General features: G+C 36.1%; 17 protein-coding genes, 2 tRNA genes and 2 pseudogenes. 16 read left to right on the plus strand and 5 right to left on the minus strand.

Translation table 11 applies throughout. From position 1 onward, the window contains the following. Nucleotides 1–34: 34 nt before the first annotated feature. Nucleotides 35–1,756: an amylo-alpha-1,6-glucosidase gene (locus CN288_RS12240; RefSeq protein WP_026593551.1), complete on the plus strand. Its 1,722-nt coding sequence runs from the start codon at nucleotides 35–37 to the stop codon at nucleotides 1,754–1,756. A gap of 32 nt (nucleotides 1,757–1,788) precedes the next feature. Here CN288_RS12240 and CN288_RS12245 read toward each other — a convergent pair whose 3' ends face one another. Both CN288_RS12245 and CN288_RS12250 read right to left on the minus strand, forming a co-directional pair. Beyond that, entirely contained in the window at nucleotides 1,789–1,974 is a 186-nt protein-coding gene (locus CN288_RS12245) for a PspC domain-containing protein (protein ID WP_026593550.1), read from the minus strand. A 209-nt stretch (nucleotides 1,975–2,183) separates the two neighbouring features. Further along, nucleotides 2,184–4,007, minus strand: coding sequence for an APC family permease (locus CN288_RS12250; protein ID WP_026593549.1), 1,824 nt, complete (start codon nucleotides 4,005–4,007; stop codon nucleotides 2,184–2,186). 722 nt (nucleotides 4,008–4,729) lie between these two features. Between CN288_RS12250 and gerE the strand changes: the two genes are divergently transcribed. From gerE to CN288_RS12310, 11 genes and pseudogenes are all read left to right on the plus strand, one after another. Then, a complete protein-coding gene (gene gerE, locus CN288_RS12255) occupies nucleotides 4,730–4,954 on the plus strand; it encodes a spore germination transcription factor GerE (RefSeq protein WP_000659494.1) in 225 nt (74 codons plus the stop codon). Between the two features lie 206 nt (nucleotides 4,955–5,160). Further along, the gene (gene racE, locus CN288_RS12260; protein WP_243765168.1) at nucleotides 5,161–5,958 is read left to right on the plus strand and encodes a glutamate racemase; all 798 of its coding nucleotides are present in this window, start codon (nucleotides 5,161–5,163) and stop codon (nucleotides 5,956–5,958) included. A gap of 151 nt (nucleotides 5,959–6,109) precedes the next feature. Beyond that, complete coding sequence (locus CN288_RS12265; protein WP_026593547.1) at nucleotides 6,110–7,156, plus strand: GerMN domain-containing protein; 1,047 nt, start codon at nucleotides 6,110–6,112, stop codon at nucleotides 7,154–7,156. Nucleotides 7,157–7,285: 129 nt separating this feature from the next. Beyond that, a complete protein-coding gene (gene rph, locus CN288_RS12270; protein WP_098302326.1) occupies nucleotides 7,286–8,023 on the plus strand; it encodes a ribonuclease PH in 738 nt (245 codons plus the stop codon). A gap of 10 nt (nucleotides 8,024–8,033) precedes the next feature. After that, complete coding sequence (locus CN288_RS12275; RefSeq protein WP_026593545.1) at nucleotides 8,034–8,645, plus strand: XTP/dITP diphosphatase; 612 nt, start codon at nucleotides 8,034–8,036, stop codon at nucleotides 8,643–8,645. A 13-nt stretch (nucleotides 8,646–8,658) separates the two neighbouring features. Next, nucleotides 8,659–9,165, plus strand: coding sequence for a metallophosphoesterase (locus tag CN288_RS12280; protein WP_026593544.1), 507 nt, complete (start codon nucleotides 8,659–8,661; stop codon nucleotides 9,163–9,165). A 101-nt stretch (nucleotides 9,166–9,266) separates the two neighbouring features. Beyond that, nucleotides 9,267–9,340: transfer RNA gene (locus tag CN288_RS12285), tRNA-Gly, on the plus strand. A gap of 1 nt (nucleotide 9,341) precedes the next feature. Further along, nucleotides 9,342–9,415: transfer RNA gene (locus tag CN288_RS12290), tRNA-Arg, on the plus strand. Nucleotides 9,416–9,524: 109 nt separating this feature from the next. After that, nucleotides 9,525–10,136, plus strand: a pseudogene (locus CN288_RS12295) (tyrosine-type recombinase/integrase); the annotation flags it as partial. Between the two features lie 113 nt (nucleotides 10,137–10,249). Beyond that, nucleotides 10,250–10,786, plus strand: a pseudogene (locus CN288_RS30010) (hypothetical protein). Between the two features lie 33 nt (nucleotides 10,787–10,819). Next, nucleotides 10,820–11,020, plus strand: coding sequence for a cytoplasmic protein (locus CN288_RS12310; RefSeq protein ID WP_090687702.1), 201 nt, complete (start codon nucleotides 10,820–10,822; stop codon nucleotides 11,018–11,020). 482 nt (nucleotides 11,021–11,502) lie between these two features. Here CN288_RS12310 and CN288_RS12315 read toward each other — a convergent pair whose 3' ends face one another. The 3 genes from CN288_RS12315 to CN288_RS12325 form a co-directional block, all read right to left on the minus strand. Continuing rightward, nucleotides 11,503–12,891 carry an MFS transporter gene (locus tag CN288_RS12315; protein WP_098302328.1) on the minus strand — a complete coding sequence of 463 codons (1,389 nt, stop codon included), beginning with the start codon at nucleotides 12,889–12,891 and terminating at the stop codon, nucleotides 11,503–11,505. 634 nt (nucleotides 12,892–13,525) lie between these two features. Further along, nucleotides 13,526–14,266 (minus strand): GntR family transcriptional regulator, encoded by a 741-nt coding sequence (locus CN288_RS12320; protein ID WP_098302329.1) that lies wholly within the window; start codon nucleotides 14,264–14,266, stop codon nucleotides 13,526–13,528. A 132-nt stretch (nucleotides 14,267–14,398) separates the two neighbouring features. Beyond that, nucleotides 14,399–15,013: a PH domain-containing protein gene (locus tag CN288_RS12325; RefSeq protein ID WP_026593541.1), complete on the minus strand. Its 615-nt coding sequence runs from the start codon at nucleotides 15,011–15,013 to the stop codon at nucleotides 14,399–14,401. Nucleotides 15,014–15,338: 325 nt separating this feature from the next. Between CN288_RS12325 and CN288_RS12335 the strand changes: the two genes are divergently transcribed. From CN288_RS12335 to clpX, 4 genes are all read left to right on the plus strand, one after another. Continuing rightward, nucleotides 15,339–15,587 carry a hypothetical protein gene (locus CN288_RS12335; RefSeq protein ID WP_026593540.1) on the plus strand — a complete coding sequence of 83 codons (249 nt, stop codon included), beginning with the start codon at nucleotides 15,339–15,341 and terminating at the stop codon, nucleotides 15,585–15,587. Between the two features lie 195 nt (nucleotides 15,588–15,782). Then, on the plus strand, nucleotides 15,783–16,781 hold the full coding sequence (locus tag CN288_RS12340) for a hypothetical protein (RefSeq protein WP_026593539.1): 999 nt from the start codon (nucleotides 15,783–15,785) through the stop codon (nucleotides 16,779–16,781). Nucleotides 16,782–17,116: 335 nt separating this feature from the next. After that, a complete protein-coding gene (gene tig, locus CN288_RS12345) occupies nucleotides 17,117–18,400 on the plus strand; it encodes a trigger factor (protein ID WP_026593538.1) in 1,284 nt (427 codons plus the stop codon). A gap of 270 nt (nucleotides 18,401–18,670) precedes the next feature. Continuing rightward, entirely contained in the window at nucleotides 18,671–19,930 is a 1,260-nt protein-coding gene (clpX, locus tag CN288_RS12350; protein WP_098302330.1) for an ATP-dependent protease ATP-binding subunit ClpX, read from the plus strand. Nucleotides 19,931–20,002: the final 72 nt, after the last annotated feature.

Here is a 20,002-nt window from a genome sequence, read left to right on the forward strand (position 1 = left end):
CTATTGGTGGGGCTCTTTCCTAGGGGGGATATAAATGTTTGATTTACAACAAGTTCCATTTAGCCGGTATGGTTCTTTTTTAGTGATTTCTTTAAACTATGATAACGGATTACTGATTCGAAATATTCGCGGTGGTGACGATGATTTTGGTGAAGTGTTTAAAATAGAGGTATTAAATCGGAAAGGACAGGTTATACCATGTGAAACGAAGATGTCGCCATCTTTACTAACACTTCAGACTGCAGAAGGTGATGTGAAGATTTGTTTTTCTCATTCTGATACAATTCGCTTTTCTTCGGATCGATTGCATCTACGTTTTATTGGGATTACAAGTTCGTATGATTACTGTATTCCAAGCGAACAAGGTGGATGGGAAATTAATAGCTTTTCAAAAGAAATGAGATTTCATTTATCTGCTATAGAAGGGGTTATGCATATGGATGCCCCGTTTGAGGAGCTTCGTTGTAAACATATTATTGTTGATATTTGTGCGCAAGATGAAAAATCAGGGATTGATGTGGAACTAACAGAATATAAAACAGTATTACAGAAGCCGAAGGAGACGAAGACATTCACAGAGGCAGTAGATGCTACTGAGATGAATTTTGTAAATTGGTTACGCCATACATTGGCTGTCCCGAAAGACTTATTGAAAGGGAGAGAGTTAGCGGCTTATATTACATGGTCTTGTATGGTAGAAGCGGAAGGGTATTTGCCGCGAAAAGCGATGTATATGTCAAAAAACTGGATGACGAATATATGGAGCTGGGATCATTGTTTTAATGCGATGGCATTAGCGATGCATCAACCGACAGTGGCGTGGGATCAATTTATGATTTTCTTCGATAAGCAAGATGCGTGTGGTGTATTACCAGATTATATTAACGATAAAAGTGGGCTGTGGAATTGTTGTAAACCACCTATTCATGGGTGGACGCTGAAATGGATGATGGAACATGCAGATTTTATAACAGAAGAGCATTTACAAGAAGTGTATGAACCGTTATGCAAATGGACAGATTGGTGGTTTACATATCGAGATGATGATGGGGATGGGATTCCTCAATATAATCATGGGAATGATAGTGGTTGGGATAATAGTACGATTTTTCACCGCGGTGCTCCTATTGAGAGTCCAGACTTAAGCTCATTTCTTATTTTACAAATGGAAGTATTAGCGGAGGTTGCGGAGAAACTTGGGCTTGAGGAAGAGGCAAAGCAATGGGGAGAGCGAGCAAATACAACGCTTAATCGTATGATTCAACATTGTTGGAGAGAAAACCGTTTTATTGCCCCGCAATCTGGGAATCATTCATATGAAGTATCAGATAGTCTCGTGTTATATATCCCCCTCATTTTAGGAAAAAGGTTACCTAAAGAAATTATTGAAAGCTTACTTACAGAATTGAAAAAAGAAAATCACTTTTTGACAAAACATGGATTTGCTACAGAGAGTATAAGAAGTCCCTATTATCGAGATGATGGATATTGGCGCGGACCAATTTGGGCACCGACAACATTTATTATGACTGAGGCTTTACAAGCAGTTGATCAAAATGAGTTTGCGAAGGATATTGCCTCTCGTTTTTGTATGATGGCAAATAAAAGTGGGATGGCTGAAAATTTTCATGCACAAACCGGGCAAGGATTGCGTGATTTAGCGTTTACATGGACTTCTAGTGTGTTCCTTATTTTAGCAAATAAGTATTTGTTAACACGAAAAGAAAGTATGCTTCATCAAAAAGCGACAAGATGAAAGAAAGGCACCGAATTGGGCACCGGTGCCTTTTAGTAAGAACGTGGCATAAGCAATAAACAAACAAGGTAAGCTAAAAAACCTGTACCGAAGCATAGAATCGCAATCACCCAAAGTATGCGAATCATACTAGCGCTTATATCGAAATATTCTCCTAAACCACCGCATACACCAAATAACATTTTATCAGTTTCAGATCTACGTAACTTTTTTTCCATTATAAAATCCTCTCCTTTTTTAATCACCATGTTATTTGTTATGCAATGATGATTCTTTATACTTTTATCTTACATGGAAAAGAATATGGAAACTATCGAATTATATTACATTTTTATGGTGGGAGATTACATTTTTGTAAGGCATTTTTGATGGTTATGCACCTAAAAGAAAGGGGGAAAACAAACCTCTATTTAGGTGCATAATGTTCTTATTTTCGAAATCGATAAGGAACAGTCGTGACAATGACGTTTTTCTTATATAGAAGGTAGACACGTAGTAATACGCTCGATTGGTTGTGTAAAACGTTATGCCAGTTCTTTTTGGTAATGAACTGCGGAATTAAAACAGTAACAAAACGGTTGTTCTCTAGTGCTTTATGTTGAATAATCGTAATTAATTTTGCGATAGGTCGCATTAAGCTTCGGTAAGATGAGACAAATGTAACGAGACGAATGTTCGGTTGCCATTCTTTCCATTTTTCCTGCATACGTAGTTCACTCTCTTTATCAAAAGCTACATATACAGCGATAACTTGATCGCTAATGGTTTCTGCGTAATTGATGGATTGTTCGACTACTTTTGTAATGCCGGCGACGGGAACAATTACGACATTACCAGTTACTTTTTCAGGAATTTTATTGAAATTGACACGCAACTGTTCACCTACTGCAACATAGTGATTGTGGATACGATGAAAGATGAAAACAATGATAGGTAGAAAGATAAGAATGGACCATACTTGTGCAAATTTTGTAATAAAGAAAATGAGAAGAACAGTTAATGAAATAAGAGCGCCTAATAAGTTTGTAAGTAATTTAGGTAGCCATCCTTGTGGCTTTTCTCGTAACCATTTTATAATCATACCTGTTTGTGACAATGTAAAAGGAATGAAAACACCTACTGCATATAGCGGAATTAATTGTTCGGTTTTACCCTGAAAGGCCAGAATTAGCAAGATGGAACCGATGCCTAGTGTAATAATTCCATTTGAATACCCTAAACGATCTCCGCGCATTAAATACATACGCGGCATATATTTATCTGATGCTAAATTAAATGCTAATAATGGAAATGCTGAAAAACCTGTGTTTGCAGCTAGTACTAAAATAAGCGCAGTTGTTCCTTGAATAAAGTAGTATACAAAATTCCTTCCAAATATATTTGAAGCAATTTGGGACACGACAGTTTCATTATGTTTTGGGGCAATTCCATACCAATAGGCTAAAAATGTGATACCCGTAAATAAAATAGCAAGAATTGTTCCCATAATGACTAATGTTTTTGCTGCATTTTTCGCAGCAGGTTCTTTGAAATTTGGAATCGCATTGGAAATTGCTTCTACCCCTGTTAAAGCGGAACAGCCCGATGAAAATGCCTTTAATAATAAGAAGAGTGTGATGCCAGGCACGACAGTTCCGATTGGCGTATGTAAATTAGCGGGTGCTTGACCGGAAGTGATCTTAAATACACCAACAATAATTAAAACAACAAGTGCGAAAGCGAAGAGATAGACAGGATAAGCTAGAATCGATGCTGACTCCGTTACGCCCCGCAAGTTCAAAATTGTAATAAATAAAACGAGTATGACTGCGATTGGAACTGTGTATGTGTGCAAAGTCGGAAAAGCTGATGTAATAGCATCGGTTCCAGCTGAAACACTTACAGCTACAGTAAGGATATAATCAACAAGTAGCGATCCTCCTGCAATAAGTCCAGCATTTGTACCTAAATTTTTTTTAGAAACAACATAAGCACCTCCGCCGTGCGGATAAGAAAAAATGATTTGTCGGTATGATAAAATGAGCGCTGTTAATAAGATTAAAACGCCAACTGCGATTGGAATGGAATACCAAAAGGCGATTGCTCCAAATGCAGCAAGAACAATTAAAATTTGTTCTGTTCCGTAAGCAACAGAAGAAAGTGCATCCGAAGAAAGGATTGCGAGTGCTTTTAGTTTATTTAATTTTTGTTCTCCTAGCGCTGTTGATTTAAGCGGTCTACCGATTAAAAATCGTTTGAAATTCGAAAACATAATGACACCACCAATACATAAAATTTTGCGTACAAAGCAGATTGCTATAAATACATACATCTCTATTAGGTAGTATTGGCGCCTTTTCGATGAATCTTTCTGAAAAGAAAGAGGTAATAAATGGAGTGAAGTAATTTGGGGAGAGAACGGCAATTATATTTCAAATGGATTAAGAAGAAAATCCAAACAACATAGTGGAATCCTATGTCGTTTTATTTTTTTCAGCTGAAGAATTTTTGGAATGAGGAGAGGAAGAAAAAATACGAATAGGAGTATGCAATCTTCCGTTATTATTCTTTATTTTAATTCTAAAACTGATTTCATTATATGGAAAATACTAAAACCTTGTAGTATATCCATTGAAATGGCAACCCCTATTGTGGATAGTGACAAAATTATAGAGATTAACATAAGTTTCATGTCATCACCATAGTATCCATTTATCTTTTGAATAAATGGATACTTGTTCTATTGAGTAAGTGGCGACAAATTAATTAAGAAATGAATAGTTATATGTAAGCGCATTTATGTTGTTTGATTTTTATAGAAGCTACTTTTTATAGCATGTGATTGAATTACATACAGAATGTAAATAACATATGCAAATTAGCCCATTTTCATTCACCACCTGCACATTTCGTTCATACAATATCTTGACTAAATAAACACCCACCCAACTTACAAACGTACAGCTCTGGCTTAAGCAAGGAGGGTTATACCAGTTGAAGGAAAAAGCATATCAATCTAAACCGTTACTCACAAAAAGAGAGAGAGAAGTATTTGAATTACTAGTTCAAGATAAAACAACGAAAGAAATTGCAAGTGAACTTTTTATTAGCGAAAAGACCGTACGCAACCATATATCAAATGCAATGCAAAAGCTAGGGGTTAAAGGACGTTCGCAAGCGGTTGTTGAGCTTCTTCGTATGGGAGAACTCGAATTATAACAGGTGAAGCCGACTTTTTATAAAAGGTCGGCTATTTTTCTGTCTTGCAAATTGTGAAGAAAAGGAGCAAAATAAAAAAGTCCCTGGTCTATACAGGTACATATTAGAAATCTATTAAAAAGCTACTTTAGTTTTATCAGATCTAAGGTATGTGATATATAATGATATGTAAAAAAATAAGGTAATGAATAAGAAAACGGGTGATTATGTTGAATAGAGCGATTGGTGTCATTGATTCGGGAGTCGGAGGATTAACAGTAGCGAAAGAATTAATTCGCCAGCTACCAAAAGAGCGTATTATATATTTAGGAGATACAGCACGTTGCCCGTATGGTCCGCGTTCTCGTGAGGAAGTGCGTCAATTCACATGGGAAATGACGGAGCATTTATTGGCCATGGATATTAAGATGTTAGTTATTGCTTGTAATACGGCAACTGCGGTTGTGTTAGAAGAGATGCAAAAGCAATTACCAATCCCGGTAGTGGGTGTAATTCACCCGGGTTCGCGTACGGCTTTAAAAGTGACCAATACGTACCATGTTGGTATCATTGGAACAATTGGAACGGTAAAAAGTGGGGCGTATGAAGAGGCTCTGAAGTCTATTAATAACCGTGTTATGGTAGACAGTTTAGCGTGTCCGCCGTTTGTTGAACTTGTAGAAAGTGGAAACTTTGAGAGTGAGATGGCTTATGAGGTTGTGAGAGAAACGTTGCAACCGCTGAAAGCTACTGAAATCGATACGCTGATTTTAGGGTGCACACATTATCCAATTCTAGGTCCGGTTATTAAGCAGGTAATGGGAGATAAGGTGCAGCTAATTAGTTCTGGAGATGAAACAGCTCGTGAAGTGAGTACGATTTTGTATCATAGTAAGATGTTAAATGAAGGGGAAGAACAAAGCGATCATCTCTTCTTGACAACAGGGAAAATAGATTTATTTAAAGAAATTGCATCTAAATGGTTTGGGCAACCGATTGAAAATGTAAAGCATATTAATTTGTAACCAAATTAATAGTATATTCATAAAAAAACTTCTGAGAAATCAGGGGTTTTTTTATTTAATAAATTGTAAGATAGGTTGTCATTGCTTGTTCTAAAATGATAAAAAGATCGTATACATAATAGTACAAACTTAGATTTTAGGGGGAAATGGTATGCCTAAATCCACTTTTAAATGGCTTGTTTGTGTTACGGTAAGCGCTGTTTTACTAACGGGTTGCGGTTTGTTAAATCAGGAGAAAGAAACAGAGCAAATTGATCCGCCGAAAAAAGTCACGTATACAGATGGTGAGAAGAAAGACAGTGCAAAGAAAGAAAAGCAGGGACAAACGATACAAAGAGAGTTATACCTTGTTGATAAAAATGGATATGTTGTACCGCAAACAATAGCAATGCCTGTTCCGAAAGAAAATGAAGTTGTGAAACAAACATTAGAATATCTTGTGAAGGATGGGCCGGTAACAAATCTGCTTCCAAATGGATTTCGAGCTGTTCTTCCAGCGAATACAACTTTGTCAGTTGATGTGAAGAAAGATGGCACGGCGGTTGTTGATTTCTCAAAAGAAATGAAAAGCTATAAAAAGGAAGAAGAGCGCCAAATTATTGAATCTGTAGCATGGACATTGACGCAATTTAAGAACATTAAGCAAGTCAAATTTCAAATTAATGGTGAAAAATTAGCAAAGATGCCTGTCGGAGGTACACCGCTTGGGGAAAGTGTGAGCCGTGCTGATGGTATTAACTTTGATGATGAGCAAGTGGCAGATGTTACGAATACGAAGTCAGTTACACTTTATTTCTTGGCGCAAAATAATAAAAAACAGTATTACGTGCCGGTAACACGCCGCGTGGCAGAAGGAAAGGGAAATGAGATTGCAACAGTTGTGAATGAGCTTGTAAAAGGGCCATCGGGTTCATCTTTACTTAATGATTTTAATGCTGATGTAAAGCTCGTTAGTGAACCGAAATTGCAGGATGGAAAAGTTACATTGAATTTCAATGAAAATATATATGCTAATAAAGGGAAAAGTGTGATTTCAAATTATGTACTGCAATCGCTCGTTTTATCTTTGACAGAAAAGCAGGATGTAAAAAATGTTTCTGTCGAAGTAAATGGAAAAGCAAATCTTGTTACTGAGAAAGGTGAGAAACTAACAAAACCTGTTAATCGTCCGCAAAACGTGAATACAGGTAGTTTTTAATCATAAATAATTTGATATACTTATATAAGAAAGGGGAATTTCTTTTTGAGTTCCTCTTCTTATTGTTATACATATCAGAATTTGAAAATGGGCTATACTAACAGGTAGCAGTTACTAGGGGGTTATTTTATGCGAGTAGATGGTAGACAAGCGGCAGAACTACGCCGTATACATCTTTATACAAATTATTTAAAGCATCCAGAAGGATCTGTACTCATTGAAGTTGGAGATACGAAGGTGATTTGTTCGGCAACGATTGAAGAACGTGTACCGCCATTTATGAGAGGCGAAGGAAAAGGATGGGTAACGGCGGAATACGCGATGATTCCGCGTGCAACAGAACAACGTACAATTCGTGAGTCTAGTAAAGGGAAAGTAACTGGTCGCACAATGGAAATTCAACGTTTAATTGGACGAGCATTACGTGCGGTTGTTGATTTGGAAGCACTTGGGGAAAGAACAGTTTGGATTGACTGTGATGTAATTCAAGCAGATGGCGGAACAAGAACTGCGTCTATTACGGGTGCTTATGTTGCGATGGTATTAGCATTTGAAAAGTTATTACAAGCAGAGAAAGTATCTAAAATTCCAGTAAAAGACTATTTAGCTGCAACATCTGTAGGAATTGTTGAAGGCCAGGGTGTAGTCTTAGATTTAAACTATGCCGAAGATTCTAAAGCTGATGTTGATATGAACGTCATTATGACAGGAAAAGGTCAGTTTGTTGAAGTACAAGGAACTGGAGAAGAAGCGACATTTAGCCGTGCGGAATTAAATGAATTACTTGATGCAGCAGAAAACGGGATTTTACAACTCGTTGAAAAACAAAAAGAAGCATTAGGCGACATCGTATCTTACATAGAATAGAGGTGGACAAATGAAACAAGTTGTTGTAGCAACGAAAAACATGGGGAAAGTACGTGAATTTGCCGAGTTATTTGAGAGATTTGATTTAGAAGTAAAATCTCTTCATGACTTTCCTCACATCGAAGAAGTCGAAGAAACTGGTGAAACATTTGAAGAAAATGCAATTTTGAAAGCGGATAGTTTATGTAAGCAGTTAAATTCAATTGTCATTGCAGATGATTCTGGACTTATTATCGATGCGTTAAATGGAAAACCTGGTGTCCGATCTGCTCGTTATGCAGGTGAACCAAAAGATGATCAAGCGAATATTGATAAAGTTTTAACAGAATTAGAGGGTACTCCGGCGGAAAACTGTACAGCGCGTTTTTATTGCGCGTTAGCGGTTGCTTTTCCAGAAGAGAATAAGAACCCGGTTATTGTAAATGGTACATGTGAAGGAAAGATTTTAAATCAACCTCGTGGTGAAAATGGTTTCGGATATGACCCAATCTTTTATGTAGAAGAATATAAAAAAGCTATGGCCGAGCTAACTTCAGATGAGAAAAATGAAATCAGTCACCGCGGGCGTGCTCTTCGTAAGTTAGAGGAGAAAATTCCAGCGTGGTTTTTAGAAGAAGAGTGAGGGAGAGAGACCGATGAGAGCTTTAATTGTAAGCGATAGTCACGGTTCTACGAAAGAATTACAGCAATTAAAAGAAACATATGAGGGAAATGTAGATGTTATGATTCATTGTGGTGATTCAGAACTAACACCGGATCACCAGGATTTGCAAGGATTCCAAGTAGTAAAAGGAAATTGCGATTTCTATAATGGTTTTGAAGAAGAAATTATTATTGATGTAGATGGAATGCGCTTTTTGGTCACACATGGTCATCGGTATAATGTTAAAATGACTGTGCAAACACTTCTGTATCGTGCGAAAGAAGTGGAAGCGGATATAGTATGCTTTGGACATTCACATATGTTAGGTGCGGAATTTATTGATGATATTTTATTTATCAATCCTGGAAGCATTGTATTGCCGCGTTCCCGTAAAGAAAAAACATTTACTTTGTTAGAAGTAAATGAAAATAACATTGAAATTCGATTTGAAACATTAAATGGAAAAGTTGTTGCACATAAAACTTTTCAAAGAGGATAAGAAAAATTATCCTCTTTGAAAAAAAGTATTGACTTTATCCCTGTGTGCAAATATAATAAACCTTGTCGATAAGATATCAAGTAAAAATAAAAACAAAATATGCGGGTGTAGTTTAGTGGTAAAACAAGAGCCTTCCAAGCTCTGGTCGAGAGTTCGATTCTCTTCACCCGCTCCATGTCCCAGTAGCTCAGCAGGATAGAGCAACGGCCTTCTAAGCCGTCGGTCGGGAGTTCGAATCTCTCCTGGGACGCTAAAAAACCTTTGCGGTGACGTCAAAATCCGCAATATATAAGCCTTCTAATTCGTAAGTTGAATCGTACAATGTGCGGTCGCTAACGAGTTAGGAGGCTTATTTTTTTATGTCCAAAAGACGTGATTCTTTAAGAATTAGCGAAGACTTAACGAATGTTTTTAGTGATAGATTGAAAAGTGATCCGCGGAAAAGAAAGACCGCAGAGGGTCGTTATACATTTAATTTAACAATCGACAAAGCACTCGAAATAGTTGTACGTCAAATAAAGGCAACAGGCTTACGTGAGCGTACGATAAATGACTACTATTTACACGTTAATCACTTTACGAAGATAACAGATACGCAATACTTAGAAGAATTAAACGTTAATCATATTTACGAGTGGTTATCGTCTATGAACGTTAGTAATCAAACGAAATTAACTCGTTTGAAGTGTCTAAAGGCATTTCTAGGACGTTGCCACGATAACGGGTGGATTGATATTAACTTTTGGCGCAATGTGAAGATAAAGGTGGATACGCCTGTTAAAGAAGGTGCAACAGACCGTGAAATTAATATCTTGTTATCGGTACTCGATTTAACACGATTCTTAGATTTACGAGATGCTACCGCTATCTTACTTATGTATCAGACAGGAATACGTGTCGGCACATTGGCGCAATTAGAACATAAACACGTTGATTTAGAAACGAAAGTATTAAGTGCTGACGGCGGTATGACTGCTTATGAAGCTCGAAGAGGATGTGACGAAGATATGGCGATTTTTGGCGTGGCTTAATAGCTTCGTACTTTTTATTCATCTATTTATGAAGATAGAGAGGGAGAACTAAAATGACAAAGAAAAAAATGAAGCAATGTACATACTGTAGAAAGATGAAATCAACTGCGGGCGGTTTCCACAAAGAGGCGAAATCATCCGACGGGCTGCAATCACGATGCAAGCCATGTAACGTAAAGGCACGCAAAACTGGCGAATATACCGTGACGGAATTTATCGAGATAGACGGTAAGGAAATCGAAGTAAAGCAATGTAAATCCTGCGCAGAAAAGTTCCCGCTAGATAGCTATTATCGAAATGGGCGTGGGGGATTTAAGCCGATTTGCAAGTGATGCTATGAAGATAAATACGATAGAGCTAGAGCCGTAAAACAAACGTTAGATAAATCACATACAAACAAAATGCAGCGGCAAGGAATCGCATCGTTTAGCGTAACTGCCGTCGGCTCATTCACATTCGAAGAAAATAACGTTTCTAGTGCGATTAAGCAGCTATTATCGGAACTTATCCCCGACAGTGTGTTATAATTAATGGAAGCGGAAAACGAGAATCTCCAATTGACTGGACGTGTGATTGGTTGGACAGTTTAAGAAGGTTGTATAAAAAAGGGAGATGGCGCAAAGATGGCGAGATCAAATGAGAATGATTTAACGGAGAAATTGGCAGAAGGTAACCGAAAATATGGTGACGGCAACTTTACAGTACAGAATATCGGCGATGAAACTAACCCGAATTGGACTGTTGTAAAAAATGTGAGGAAGGGATCGGCAGGTATTCGCGAAGAGAAAGATATATTAAGACTGCGATCAAAATATATAAAATAGTGCGGAAAGGTACGCCGAGATTCGCATTTTAAGCCGATTATTTTTTATTCCGTGGATAAGGGATTCATCTAAATGCGTCAGAAATTCCGCTAGGGAATTGATAGAACAAAAAGGCATTCAACATTGACGTAGAACTACTATATAGCGTATAATATTAATTAACAAAAACGGTCAGTTGACCGCCCAAATGAACGTTCAGCAAACGATGAAAGAATCGTTTATATATCGTAGGTAATTGACGGGTCGGGAGTTCAAATCTCTCCTGGGACGTCTTTTAAAACCGTTAAGTTCATTATGGACTTAACGGTTTTGTGTTTTTAGGTAATAATAAAACGATTCTACCTTTGAAGAAATCAACTTCCTAAATATAGTTTAGGGAGTTTTTTTGCGACTAAAAAAAGAAGTGTTTTGAGGTTTTATTTAATAAAAAAGAACCCTAAAATTTTGGTCTTAGGGTTCTCACATTTAAGGTTATTATAAATCTATTTTGTCGCTTTTCGGCCCACTAATATCCAGTACAGAGATAAACTGAAAAGGGTAATGAGTACGAGGATAAATAGGATATTACTAAACATGGAAGCATCCGAATTGTTTATAATCCCTAGGAAATTTTTTCTCAATGCAGAATGGTCCATCATTGCGGCTGTATAGGCAATTCCGATTGACATAGCGACATTAAGTGTTAAATTATAAAATCCGATTGCTGTTCCTGTTTTTTCTTTTTCAATCGTACAAATGCAAGAATCAAGTAATGGTGCATACATGAATGCAAATGAACTAGAGAAAAGAACCATAGATATTACGAATACAATAACAGAAGTTTTTATAAAGAATCCGCCTAATAGCAAGCTGATCATAATGCTAACCATAGCGATTGTAATACATTGCTTGCTTCCCATAACCTTCGCAATTTTTCCAGAAAGAGCCCCGACTATCGTAGCTGCTATATAGCCAGGAATCAATAATAGTGAAATGGTATCTAGCTTCAAACCATACATCTTTTCAAGCAAGAATGGAAATAAGAAAATATATGCTAACTGTACAGAGTAAATGATAAAAGCAACGCCAAGCAATGAGATAAACTGTTTATTTTGAAAGAAGGATATACCGATAAAAGCCTTTGAGTTCTTGCTGATATAAGTAAGGAACAAGGCAATTGCAACAATAAACAAGAGAAGGTACATCCAATTGAAATCGGTAATATATAGTAGTAGGGATGCTGAAATCGTTCCTACTAGAAATAATCCTAATACATCTACATGACTGTTTGTCGCTTCTTCCTTAGGAAGATATTTTAAAATAAAAGGAAGAGTGAAAAGTGTTACTAAAGAAATTAAAAATAGAGTTGTCCAGTGGAAGTATGTTGAAACATAACCTCCAGTTAATGCCCCGATAAGCTGTGAAAGAGCAAAACTACTTGTACTTAATCCTAAAAATTTCTTTTGTTCATCTGCAGGTAAATGCTTTGTAACAAATATTACATATAACGTTTCAGCTGATGCTAAACCGGCAGTTTGGATAATACGTGAGATAACAACTAGTATAAACGAGTGTTGCAAAATATATCCCATAGCGGAACCAACGCAGATTAAAATGATCCCAACAGTAAAAAGTTTTCTAAAACTAACAGAATCCGCTAAAGCAGCGTAAACGACTGCCCCAATTCCAATCACAAGACCAGCTAATGTTGCCTGCCAGCTAACAGTTGTCGCTGAAATGTGAAAATCCTTTGCCATATCAACAGAAATAATCTTAAATGAATTGTCAATTACTAAACATAATAGAAATAACAGTAAGGTAAAAGGTACTGCTTTTTTAGCGCTAAATTCCTGCGTTTTTTTCGTGCTTACATCTGCACTTATTGTAGACATAGTTATATTCCTCTCTTCTTGTTATTTAGGGAATGGTCTTCCTGGGTCATGATTGTTTGGCCTTTAACTACCAATTAATTCTTTTGTAAAAAGATGGTTTCAGTAATTTCTAAACCATTTGTTTCATATGCGGGGGTTCCTTGTGCACAGTTGTACCCATTTTTGTTCGTTTCTTCTTATGATGCTTAAAAGGAAACGTTCTCATAAACAACCAAAAGCATCTTTCTTTTTGATTGTGTTTTCATGATGATGCATAATAATTTTTTGAACTATATAATATTGTCTGTTTATCTAAAAACTTGTATGCGCCTTAATAATGAAAAGGATACCTGTCCTTTTTACGAAGTTAATAAGGAAACGTTTTCATGAACAACCAAAAAATATTTCACTCAGTGATTACGCTTTCATGATTGTGCATGATAACTCTGTTGAATATACAATATTATCTAGTTGTCTAAAAACTTGTACGCATCTGAACAATGAAAAGGATATCATACCTTTTCTTTGTTCACAACCTATCTTTCTTTTGGAATTTGTCTTTTTTGTTACAAAAAAAGCGATGTATTTCGTATGAAATACATCGCTTCCAAATTAAATATAGAACTTTATAAGAGATGATGAATTATTCATTCGGTTATTTAGATGTTTTAATCCTAATTTGACTGAATTCTATTGGTATATAGTATTTATTATAAACCACAGGGTATTTATCGCTGATATATACACTTTCTAAAATTAAATCAAATTCCTCCCCGTGGAAAATTTGATATTTTAATGATGGGGTATTGGCGGAATTAGAACGTTTAATTTCAATGGTAGAGGAATTAGCAAGTTCATATACTTTCTCCTCCAACATTTCCAATACTTGCTTCTCGTTATGCAAGTCAAGGTCTAATTTAGAAACGGCTTCTATTGGCATCATGGTAAAAGCAAACGCTACTATCTTATCGTGATTTTTATACCATCGTTCCAATGCAACCACCGCGGTCATCTCTTGATTTAATACTTGCATTGCATAGTCCGTTACTAGGTCAATTCGGAAATTAAGTTCGATAGCATCTATTTTTTCTGCATAGCATTTATATAAGGGATTCCCCAACTTCTCCAAGCCATCGCTACTTTCATTATGATGAAATTTTGTAATGAAATTTCCTTTTCCATGGATATTTTTAACCAATCCATCTTCCTGTAAAAGTGCTAACGCGTGTCTTAATGTCATTCTGCTTACACCAAAGATTTTAGCCAATTCAGGTTCTGTTGGAAGTTGACTGTCTAAAGGAAATGTTCCATCCATAATTAATTTATATAATTGGTCATACACAGTGACGAATAGTGGTTTTTTTTGTTTATTGAGTTCGTGAAGTTTATTGTCCATGTTTTTATACCTCTATAGTTTTTCCAGTTTATGACTATAAAGTCCGTTTCGTCTCGTTTATGGTAGATTATTTTCATTTTCTATATTCAACGACCTTTTAGGACGGCTTCTTCGCTTTTATTTGTTTTCCAATTAGTTGTTAATAAATTTTTCAAACACAAACCCATAATCTTTCACGTTATATTGTTTTTTCGTGTCAACAAGCCAGTTGAAGGCAATTTGATTCATTTCTTTAAATTGCTCTGCTAAATTAAGTTGGGCGTTTGTAATACGGCTAAATGTATTCGAAGCCATGTCTAAGCTTTTTTGAGCGTATTGTAATGTAATATCATTTTCATAGGAAATTTCCTCAATTTTGTGAAGTGCTTTATATAAGTCTTTAAGCTCTTCGATGTGCTTTTTATGAACATCAATTGAGTAATATTCATCTCCCATATGAAATTTAATTTCTACATCTAAATCAATGGTACCAGCAGTTTCTAACGTTACATTTCTAATTTGATATTTGCTATAGCTAAAGCGTCGTAGTGTGCGTTTTTTACTCGTTGCACTCGTGCCATCTAAGTGAATTAACCCTTTGTTTGTAAAACAATACTCATCTGATTTTGATTTAATGAGAAAATAAATCTTTTCACCATCTTCATGCATAACATAATCGTCGGCATCGACTTTATCGTAATCTTTCGGTGTAATCACAGAACCTACATCGCTTAATCCGAGAACATCAGCAGCTACTTTTTTGAACATAGGTATCATCCCCTTCAGTTTTTGAATTCTGAATTGCATGAAATTATTTTAACATGATTGAAAGAGGAGCGTTTAAGTTTTATTTTGTAATCTTACAATTCTGTAAGGTAAGTGTAAGGAAGTTCGATGGTAACAATTGGTCAGTTCTTTATAATAGAGGTAACAAAGATGAAACGAGGAGGAAGAAAACATGAAAGGATTAATTGTAACAGCTTTAACGGTAGCTTTTGGGTTTGTTGCATATGAGAAGTTAACAGATGTAATTGATGTTGTAAAACATTTAATGGCATAGAGAGAATGGTTATGAGAGGGAAAGGGTAGATGAATGGAATGGTTATTCGGAATTATAGGTATCTGTAGTGTTATACTATTGTTATTTGTTCCTAGCGGAATACTGAGTTCTACTACAAGTTTATTTTTTATGTGTGTACTTATCTGCATTATGCTTATTATTATGTTTCTTATGAAACAAAGTAAGCCGATCTTCTTTTTTAGTATGATTGTTGTTACAATTATTGTTCTCCAAATGATTACTCTTTTCTTATATCCTACAATTATAAAAGCTTTCCATTAATGCGAAAATCCTCTGCGTCATTTGCTGAGGTTTTTTTTATATAATAAAGATTTTCTAGTGTGAATTTTTTATTTTAATCATAAAAGTTAAATATTTTTATATTTCAAACAAATGTGTTTGGAAAGTTGTTTTCTTAACAGTCATTTGTTATATTTACTTTGAAGAGATTTAAAATCTAAAAAAAGAGGCGGACGTATGGATAAAAAAGAAAATACGGTCGTATTGTTTCCACAGTTGTCAGAGCGTTATATTGACCAAGGGTTTATGGCGCTGCGGGAGCGGAAGTTCGAGGATGCATTGCGCTGTTTTGAAATATTACGTCAGTATAATGGAGAAACAGAACAAACAGAATTAGCTTCGGTTATTTGTTTATTAGAATTAAAGCGAATGGAAGATTCAAAAGAGCGATGTGAGAAGTTGCTTGAAACAGGAACAGTTTTGTTTGGGGATATTCTTGAAACATACGTGACAATTTTAGTTCAAACAAATGATTATGTAGGTGTAATTGAAACTGTTGAAGAAGTTTTGCAGAAGAAAGAATTGACCGTAGAGCAAAGAGAGAAATTAGCACAGCTTGCCCAGTTTGCGGAAAGTATGCTAAACGGCGATGAAACAACACTGATAGAATCCGATTTTGATCTGGAAGAATTTTCGGAGAATCTATTTGTGGAAAGTTTTGGGCAGCAATTGCAGGTAATTAATGCTCTTTCAATTAAGAACCTCGAAAAAGCTTTGCCAGCTTTACAGAAATTTCTTATTGATAGCACGCGACATCCGTATTTAAAAACTTCTATTATATACAAAATGGTAGAAAAGCGTATAGAAGAAGAAATAGAAGTAGAGAAATTTGGCGAAAAAATAATGGTTATCCCAGCTCATTTGGGTCATAATGATGAGTGTTCGAAGCGGGTTATACATATATTATCTAATCGATTAGAAAATGATCATCCAGATATATTTGAGGCAATTATTACATATTGGAGAGAGATGCAAACTAGTATTTTCCCGTTTCCATTACTAATGGATAAGCACGAAGTGTGGGCAGCTGTTCTAGAGCGGATCGGGAGAAAACGTTTCGGATTGATCATCGATGAAGAGGCCCTTATGGCAGCGTATAATATTACTGTTGAAGAGTTTCATATTGCTTATCAATGGTTTTTACGCGTGGAGAGGGAAGGGCATTTACCCGTATAATTATGAAAAAGAATCGTTCAGTTATTGAAACGAGAATATTCTATGTTATAATGTAAGGGTTGCAAAAGGCAGAGTTCTGCCTGTTTGTAAGAGAAGAGGAGTGCAATTCTCTTACTTAATATGTTTCATATTATTCTCGAACAAAATATACCGTGTTTGTCTTATAGACAAATAATAGATTGAGATCTCGCATGTCTTAAGGCTTATTGCTAGAAGATTAGAAAGCCTGAATAAATTGGCTTTCATGCTTTTTGTTGTTTCTAAAAAAGAAATAATAGGAAACTCAATCTGTAGAGGTATGTGCATACATTATTATAGTTGGAGGGAAAGAATAAATGGCTGCAAAATGGGAAAAATTAGAAGGTAACGTTGGCGTTTTAACAATTGAAGTTGATGCTAAAGAAGTAAACAACTCTATCGACGCTGCGTTCAAAAAAGTAGTAAAAACAATTAACGTACCTGGTTTCCGTAAAGGAAAAATGCCTCGTCCGTTATTCGAACAACGCTTTGGTGTGGAATCTTTATACCAAGATGCTTTAGATATTATCTTACCAAAAGCATACGGTGAAGCAATCGATGAAACTGGTATCTTCCCAGTTGCTCATCCTGAAATCGACATCGAGAAGTTCGAGAAAAATGAAAACTTAATCTTCACTGCAAAAGTTACTGTTAAACCTGAAGTAAAATTAGGTGAATACAAAGGACTAGCAGTAGAAAAAGTTGAAACAACTGTAACTGACGAAGATGTAGAGAACGAATTAAAATCTTTACAAGAGCGTCAAGCTGAGCTTGTTGTTAAAGAAGAAGGTACTGCTGAAAACGGCGATACAGCTGTAATCGACTTTGAAGGTTTCGTTGATGGCGAAGCATTCGAAGGCGGAAAAGGCGAGAACTACTCTCTAGCAATCGGTTCTGGTACATTCATCCCTGGTTTTGAAGAGCAATTAATTGGTCTAAAAGCTGGCGAGTCAAAAGACGTTGAAGTATCATTCCCAGAAGAGTACCATGCGGAAGAACTTGCTGGTAAACCAGCAACATTTAAAGTAACAGTTCATGAAATTAAAGCAAAAGAACTTCCTGCTTTAAATGATGAGTTCGCTAAAGATGCAGACGAAGAAGTTGCAACTCTTGATGAGTTAAAAGCAAAACTTCGCACAAACTTAGAAGAAGGCAAAAAGCACGAAGCTGAGCACAAAGTTCGTGACGAAGTAGTAGAAAAAGCTGCTGCTAACGCTGAAATCGAAATTCCAGAAGCTATGATTGAAACTGAGTTAGATCGTATGGTTCGTGAATTCGAGCAGCGCTTAAGCCAACAAGGTATGAACCTTGAGCTTTACTACCAATTCACAGGTACTGATGCTGACAAGTTAAAAGAGCAAATGAAAGAAGATGCACAAAAACGTGTAAGAATCAACCTTGTTCTTGAAGCTATCATTGAAGCTGAAAAAATCGAAGTTACTGAAGAAGAAGTAACTGCAGAAGTTGAAAAAATGGCTGCAATGTACAACATGCCAGTTGACGCTATCACACAAGCTCTTGGAAGCTTAGATGCTTTATCTGAAGACCTTAAAGTTCGTAAAGCTGTAGACTTCTTAGTAGACAACAGCAAAGCTGCATAATAAAATAACAAGGCGCGATTTTTTGATCGTGCCTTGTTTTGTAAATATAGCTATAAATATATTTACAAAACTTTTCGATGAAGAAGGAAATGATCCTTCTAAAGTCGAATATACATATTTCAAAAGTTTTAAAAATTTTTTATTTGTACATAACTAGTCATATTATTTGTATTTCTCGCCACGTAGTGACATAATATGTATTTACATACGATACATTTATCGTGTACATACGAGGGCAAGAGATTAGCACTTTGTAAGGGGTGTGAAAATATGTTTAAATTTAATGATGAAAAAGGACAATTAAAATGTTCTTTCTGTGGTAAAACACAAACGCAAGTCCGAAAGCTTGTTGCTGGTCCAGGTGTTTACATTTGTGATGAATGTATTGAGCTTTGTACAGAGATTGTGCAAGAGGAGCTTGCGAAGGACGAAGAAGTAGAATTCAAAGATGTACCGAAACCGGTAGAGATTCGTGAAATCTTAGATGAGTATGTCATCGGACAAGATAATGCGAAGAAAGCATTATCGGTAGCGGTATATAATCATTACAAACGCATCAATTCTAACAGCAAAATTGATGATGTAGAATTAGCGAAGAGTAATATCGCCCTTATCGGGCCAACGGGTAGTGGTAAAACATTACTAGCTCAAACGTTAGCGCGTATTTTAAATGTTCCATTTGCAATCGCAGATGCAACATCTCTAACAGAAGCTGGATATGTAGGTGAAGATGTAGAAAACATTTTACTAAAACTTATCCAAGCAGCTGATTACGATGTGGAGAAAGCGGAAAAAGGAATCATTTATATTGATGAGATTGATAAAGTGGCACGTAAGTCAGAAAATCCATCAATTACACGTGATGTATCTGGTGAAGGGGTACAGCAGGCACTTCTGAAAATTTTAGAAGGTACTGTAGCAAGTGTACCGCCTCAAGGTGGCCGTAAACATCCGCATCAAGAGTTTATTCAAATTGATACAACGAATATCTTATTCATTTGTGGTGGTGCGTTTGATGGCATTGAGCCAATTATTAAACGTCGCCTTGGTGAAAAAGTAATTGGATTTGGTTCAGAGAAGAAAAATGCTGATGTAAATGAAAAGCATGTTTTATCTCACGTATTACCAGAAGACCTTTTACGCTTTGGTTTAATTCCAGAATTTATTGGTCGTCTGCCAGTTATTGCGAACCTAGAACCACTTGATGAAGGTGCTCTTGTTGATATTTTAACAAAACCGAAAAATGCGCTTGTAAAACAGTTCCAAAAATTATTGGAGCTTGACGATGTTGAGTTGGAATTTGAAGAAGGAGCACTGATTGAAATTGCGAAAAAAGCAATTGAACGTAAAACAGGTGCCCGTGGACTTCGCTCTATTATTGAAGGCTTAATGCTAGATGTAATGTTCGAGCTTCCATCTCGTAAAGATATCGAGAAGTGTATTCTTACAAAAGAAACAGTAGTGGACAATGCACCGCCAAAATTGGTGTTACAAGACGGTACTGTACTTGATACAAAGACATCTGCATAGTGAAAAAGAGAAACAGCAATTTTTATAATTGCTGTTTCTTATTATGTTTAGCACCTTTCCTCCCAGGAAATA

It is taken from the genome of Bacillus sp. AFS023182 (genome assembly GCF_002560575.1).
Classification (GTDB): domain Bacteria; phylum Bacillota; class Bacilli; order Bacillales; family Bacillaceae_G; genus Bacillus_A; species Bacillus_A arachidis.

Bases quoted from the DNA above. Each gene is read 5' to 3' on its own strand.
- CN288_RS12245 (WP_026593550.1), bottom strand. From the start codon at position 1,974: ATGGAAAAAAAGTTACGTAGATCTGAAACTGATAAAATGTTATTTGGT.
- CN288_RS12265 (WP_026593547.1), top strand. From the start codon at position 6,110: ATGCCTAAATCCACTTTTAAATGGCTTGTTTGTGTTACGGTAAGCGCT.
- racE (WP_243765168.1), top strand. From the start codon at position 5,161: ATGTTGAATAGAGCGATTGGTGTCATTGATTCGGGAGTCGGAGGATTA.
- CN288_RS12280 (WP_026593544.1), top strand. From the start codon at position 8,659: ATGAGAGCTTTAATTGTAAGCGATAGTCACGGTTCTACGAAAGAATTA.
- CN288_RS12275 (WP_026593545.1), top strand. From the start codon at position 8,034: ATGAAACAAGTTGTTGTAGCAACGAAAAACATGGGGAAAGTACGTGAA.
- CN288_RS12340 (WP_026593539.1), top strand. From the start codon at position 15,783: ATGGATAAAAAAGAAAATACGGTCGTATTGTTTCCACAGTTGTCAGAG.
- tig (WP_026593538.1), top strand. From the start codon at position 17,117: ATGGCTGCAAAATGGGAAAAATTAGAAGGTAACGTTGGCGTTTTAACA.
- CN288_RS12240 (WP_026593551.1), top strand. From the start codon at position 35: ATGTTTGATTTACAACAAGTTCCATTTAGCCGGTATGGTTCTTTTTTA.
- CN288_RS12335 (WP_026593540.1), top strand. From the start codon at position 15,339: ATGGAATGGTTATTCGGAATTATAGGTATCTGTAGTGTTATACTATTG.
- clpX (WP_098302330.1), top strand. From the start codon at position 18,671: ATGTTTAAATTTAATGATGAAAAAGGACAATTAAAATGTTCTTTCTGT.
- CN288_RS12250 (WP_026593549.1), bottom strand. From the start codon at position 4,007: ATGTTTTCGAATTTCAAACGATTTTTAATCGGTAGACCGCTTAAATCA.
- CN288_RS12310 (WP_090687702.1), top strand. From the start codon at position 10,820: ATGGCGAGATCAAATGAGAATGATTTAACGGAGAAATTGGCAGAAGGT.
- rph (WP_098302326.1), top strand. From the start codon at position 7,286: ATGCGAGTAGATGGTAGACAAGCGGCAGAACTACGCCGTATACATCTT.
- CN288_RS12320 (WP_098302329.1), bottom strand. From the start codon at position 14,266: ATGGACAATAAACTTCACGAACTCAATAAACAAAAAAAACCACTATTC.
- CN288_RS12315 (WP_098302328.1), bottom strand. From the start codon at position 12,891: ATGTCTACAATAAGTGCAGATGTAAGCACGAAAAAAACGCAGGAATTT.
- CN288_RS12325 (WP_026593541.1), bottom strand. From the start codon at position 15,013: ATGTTCAAAAAAGTAGCTGCTGATGTTCTCGGATTAAGCGATGTAGGT.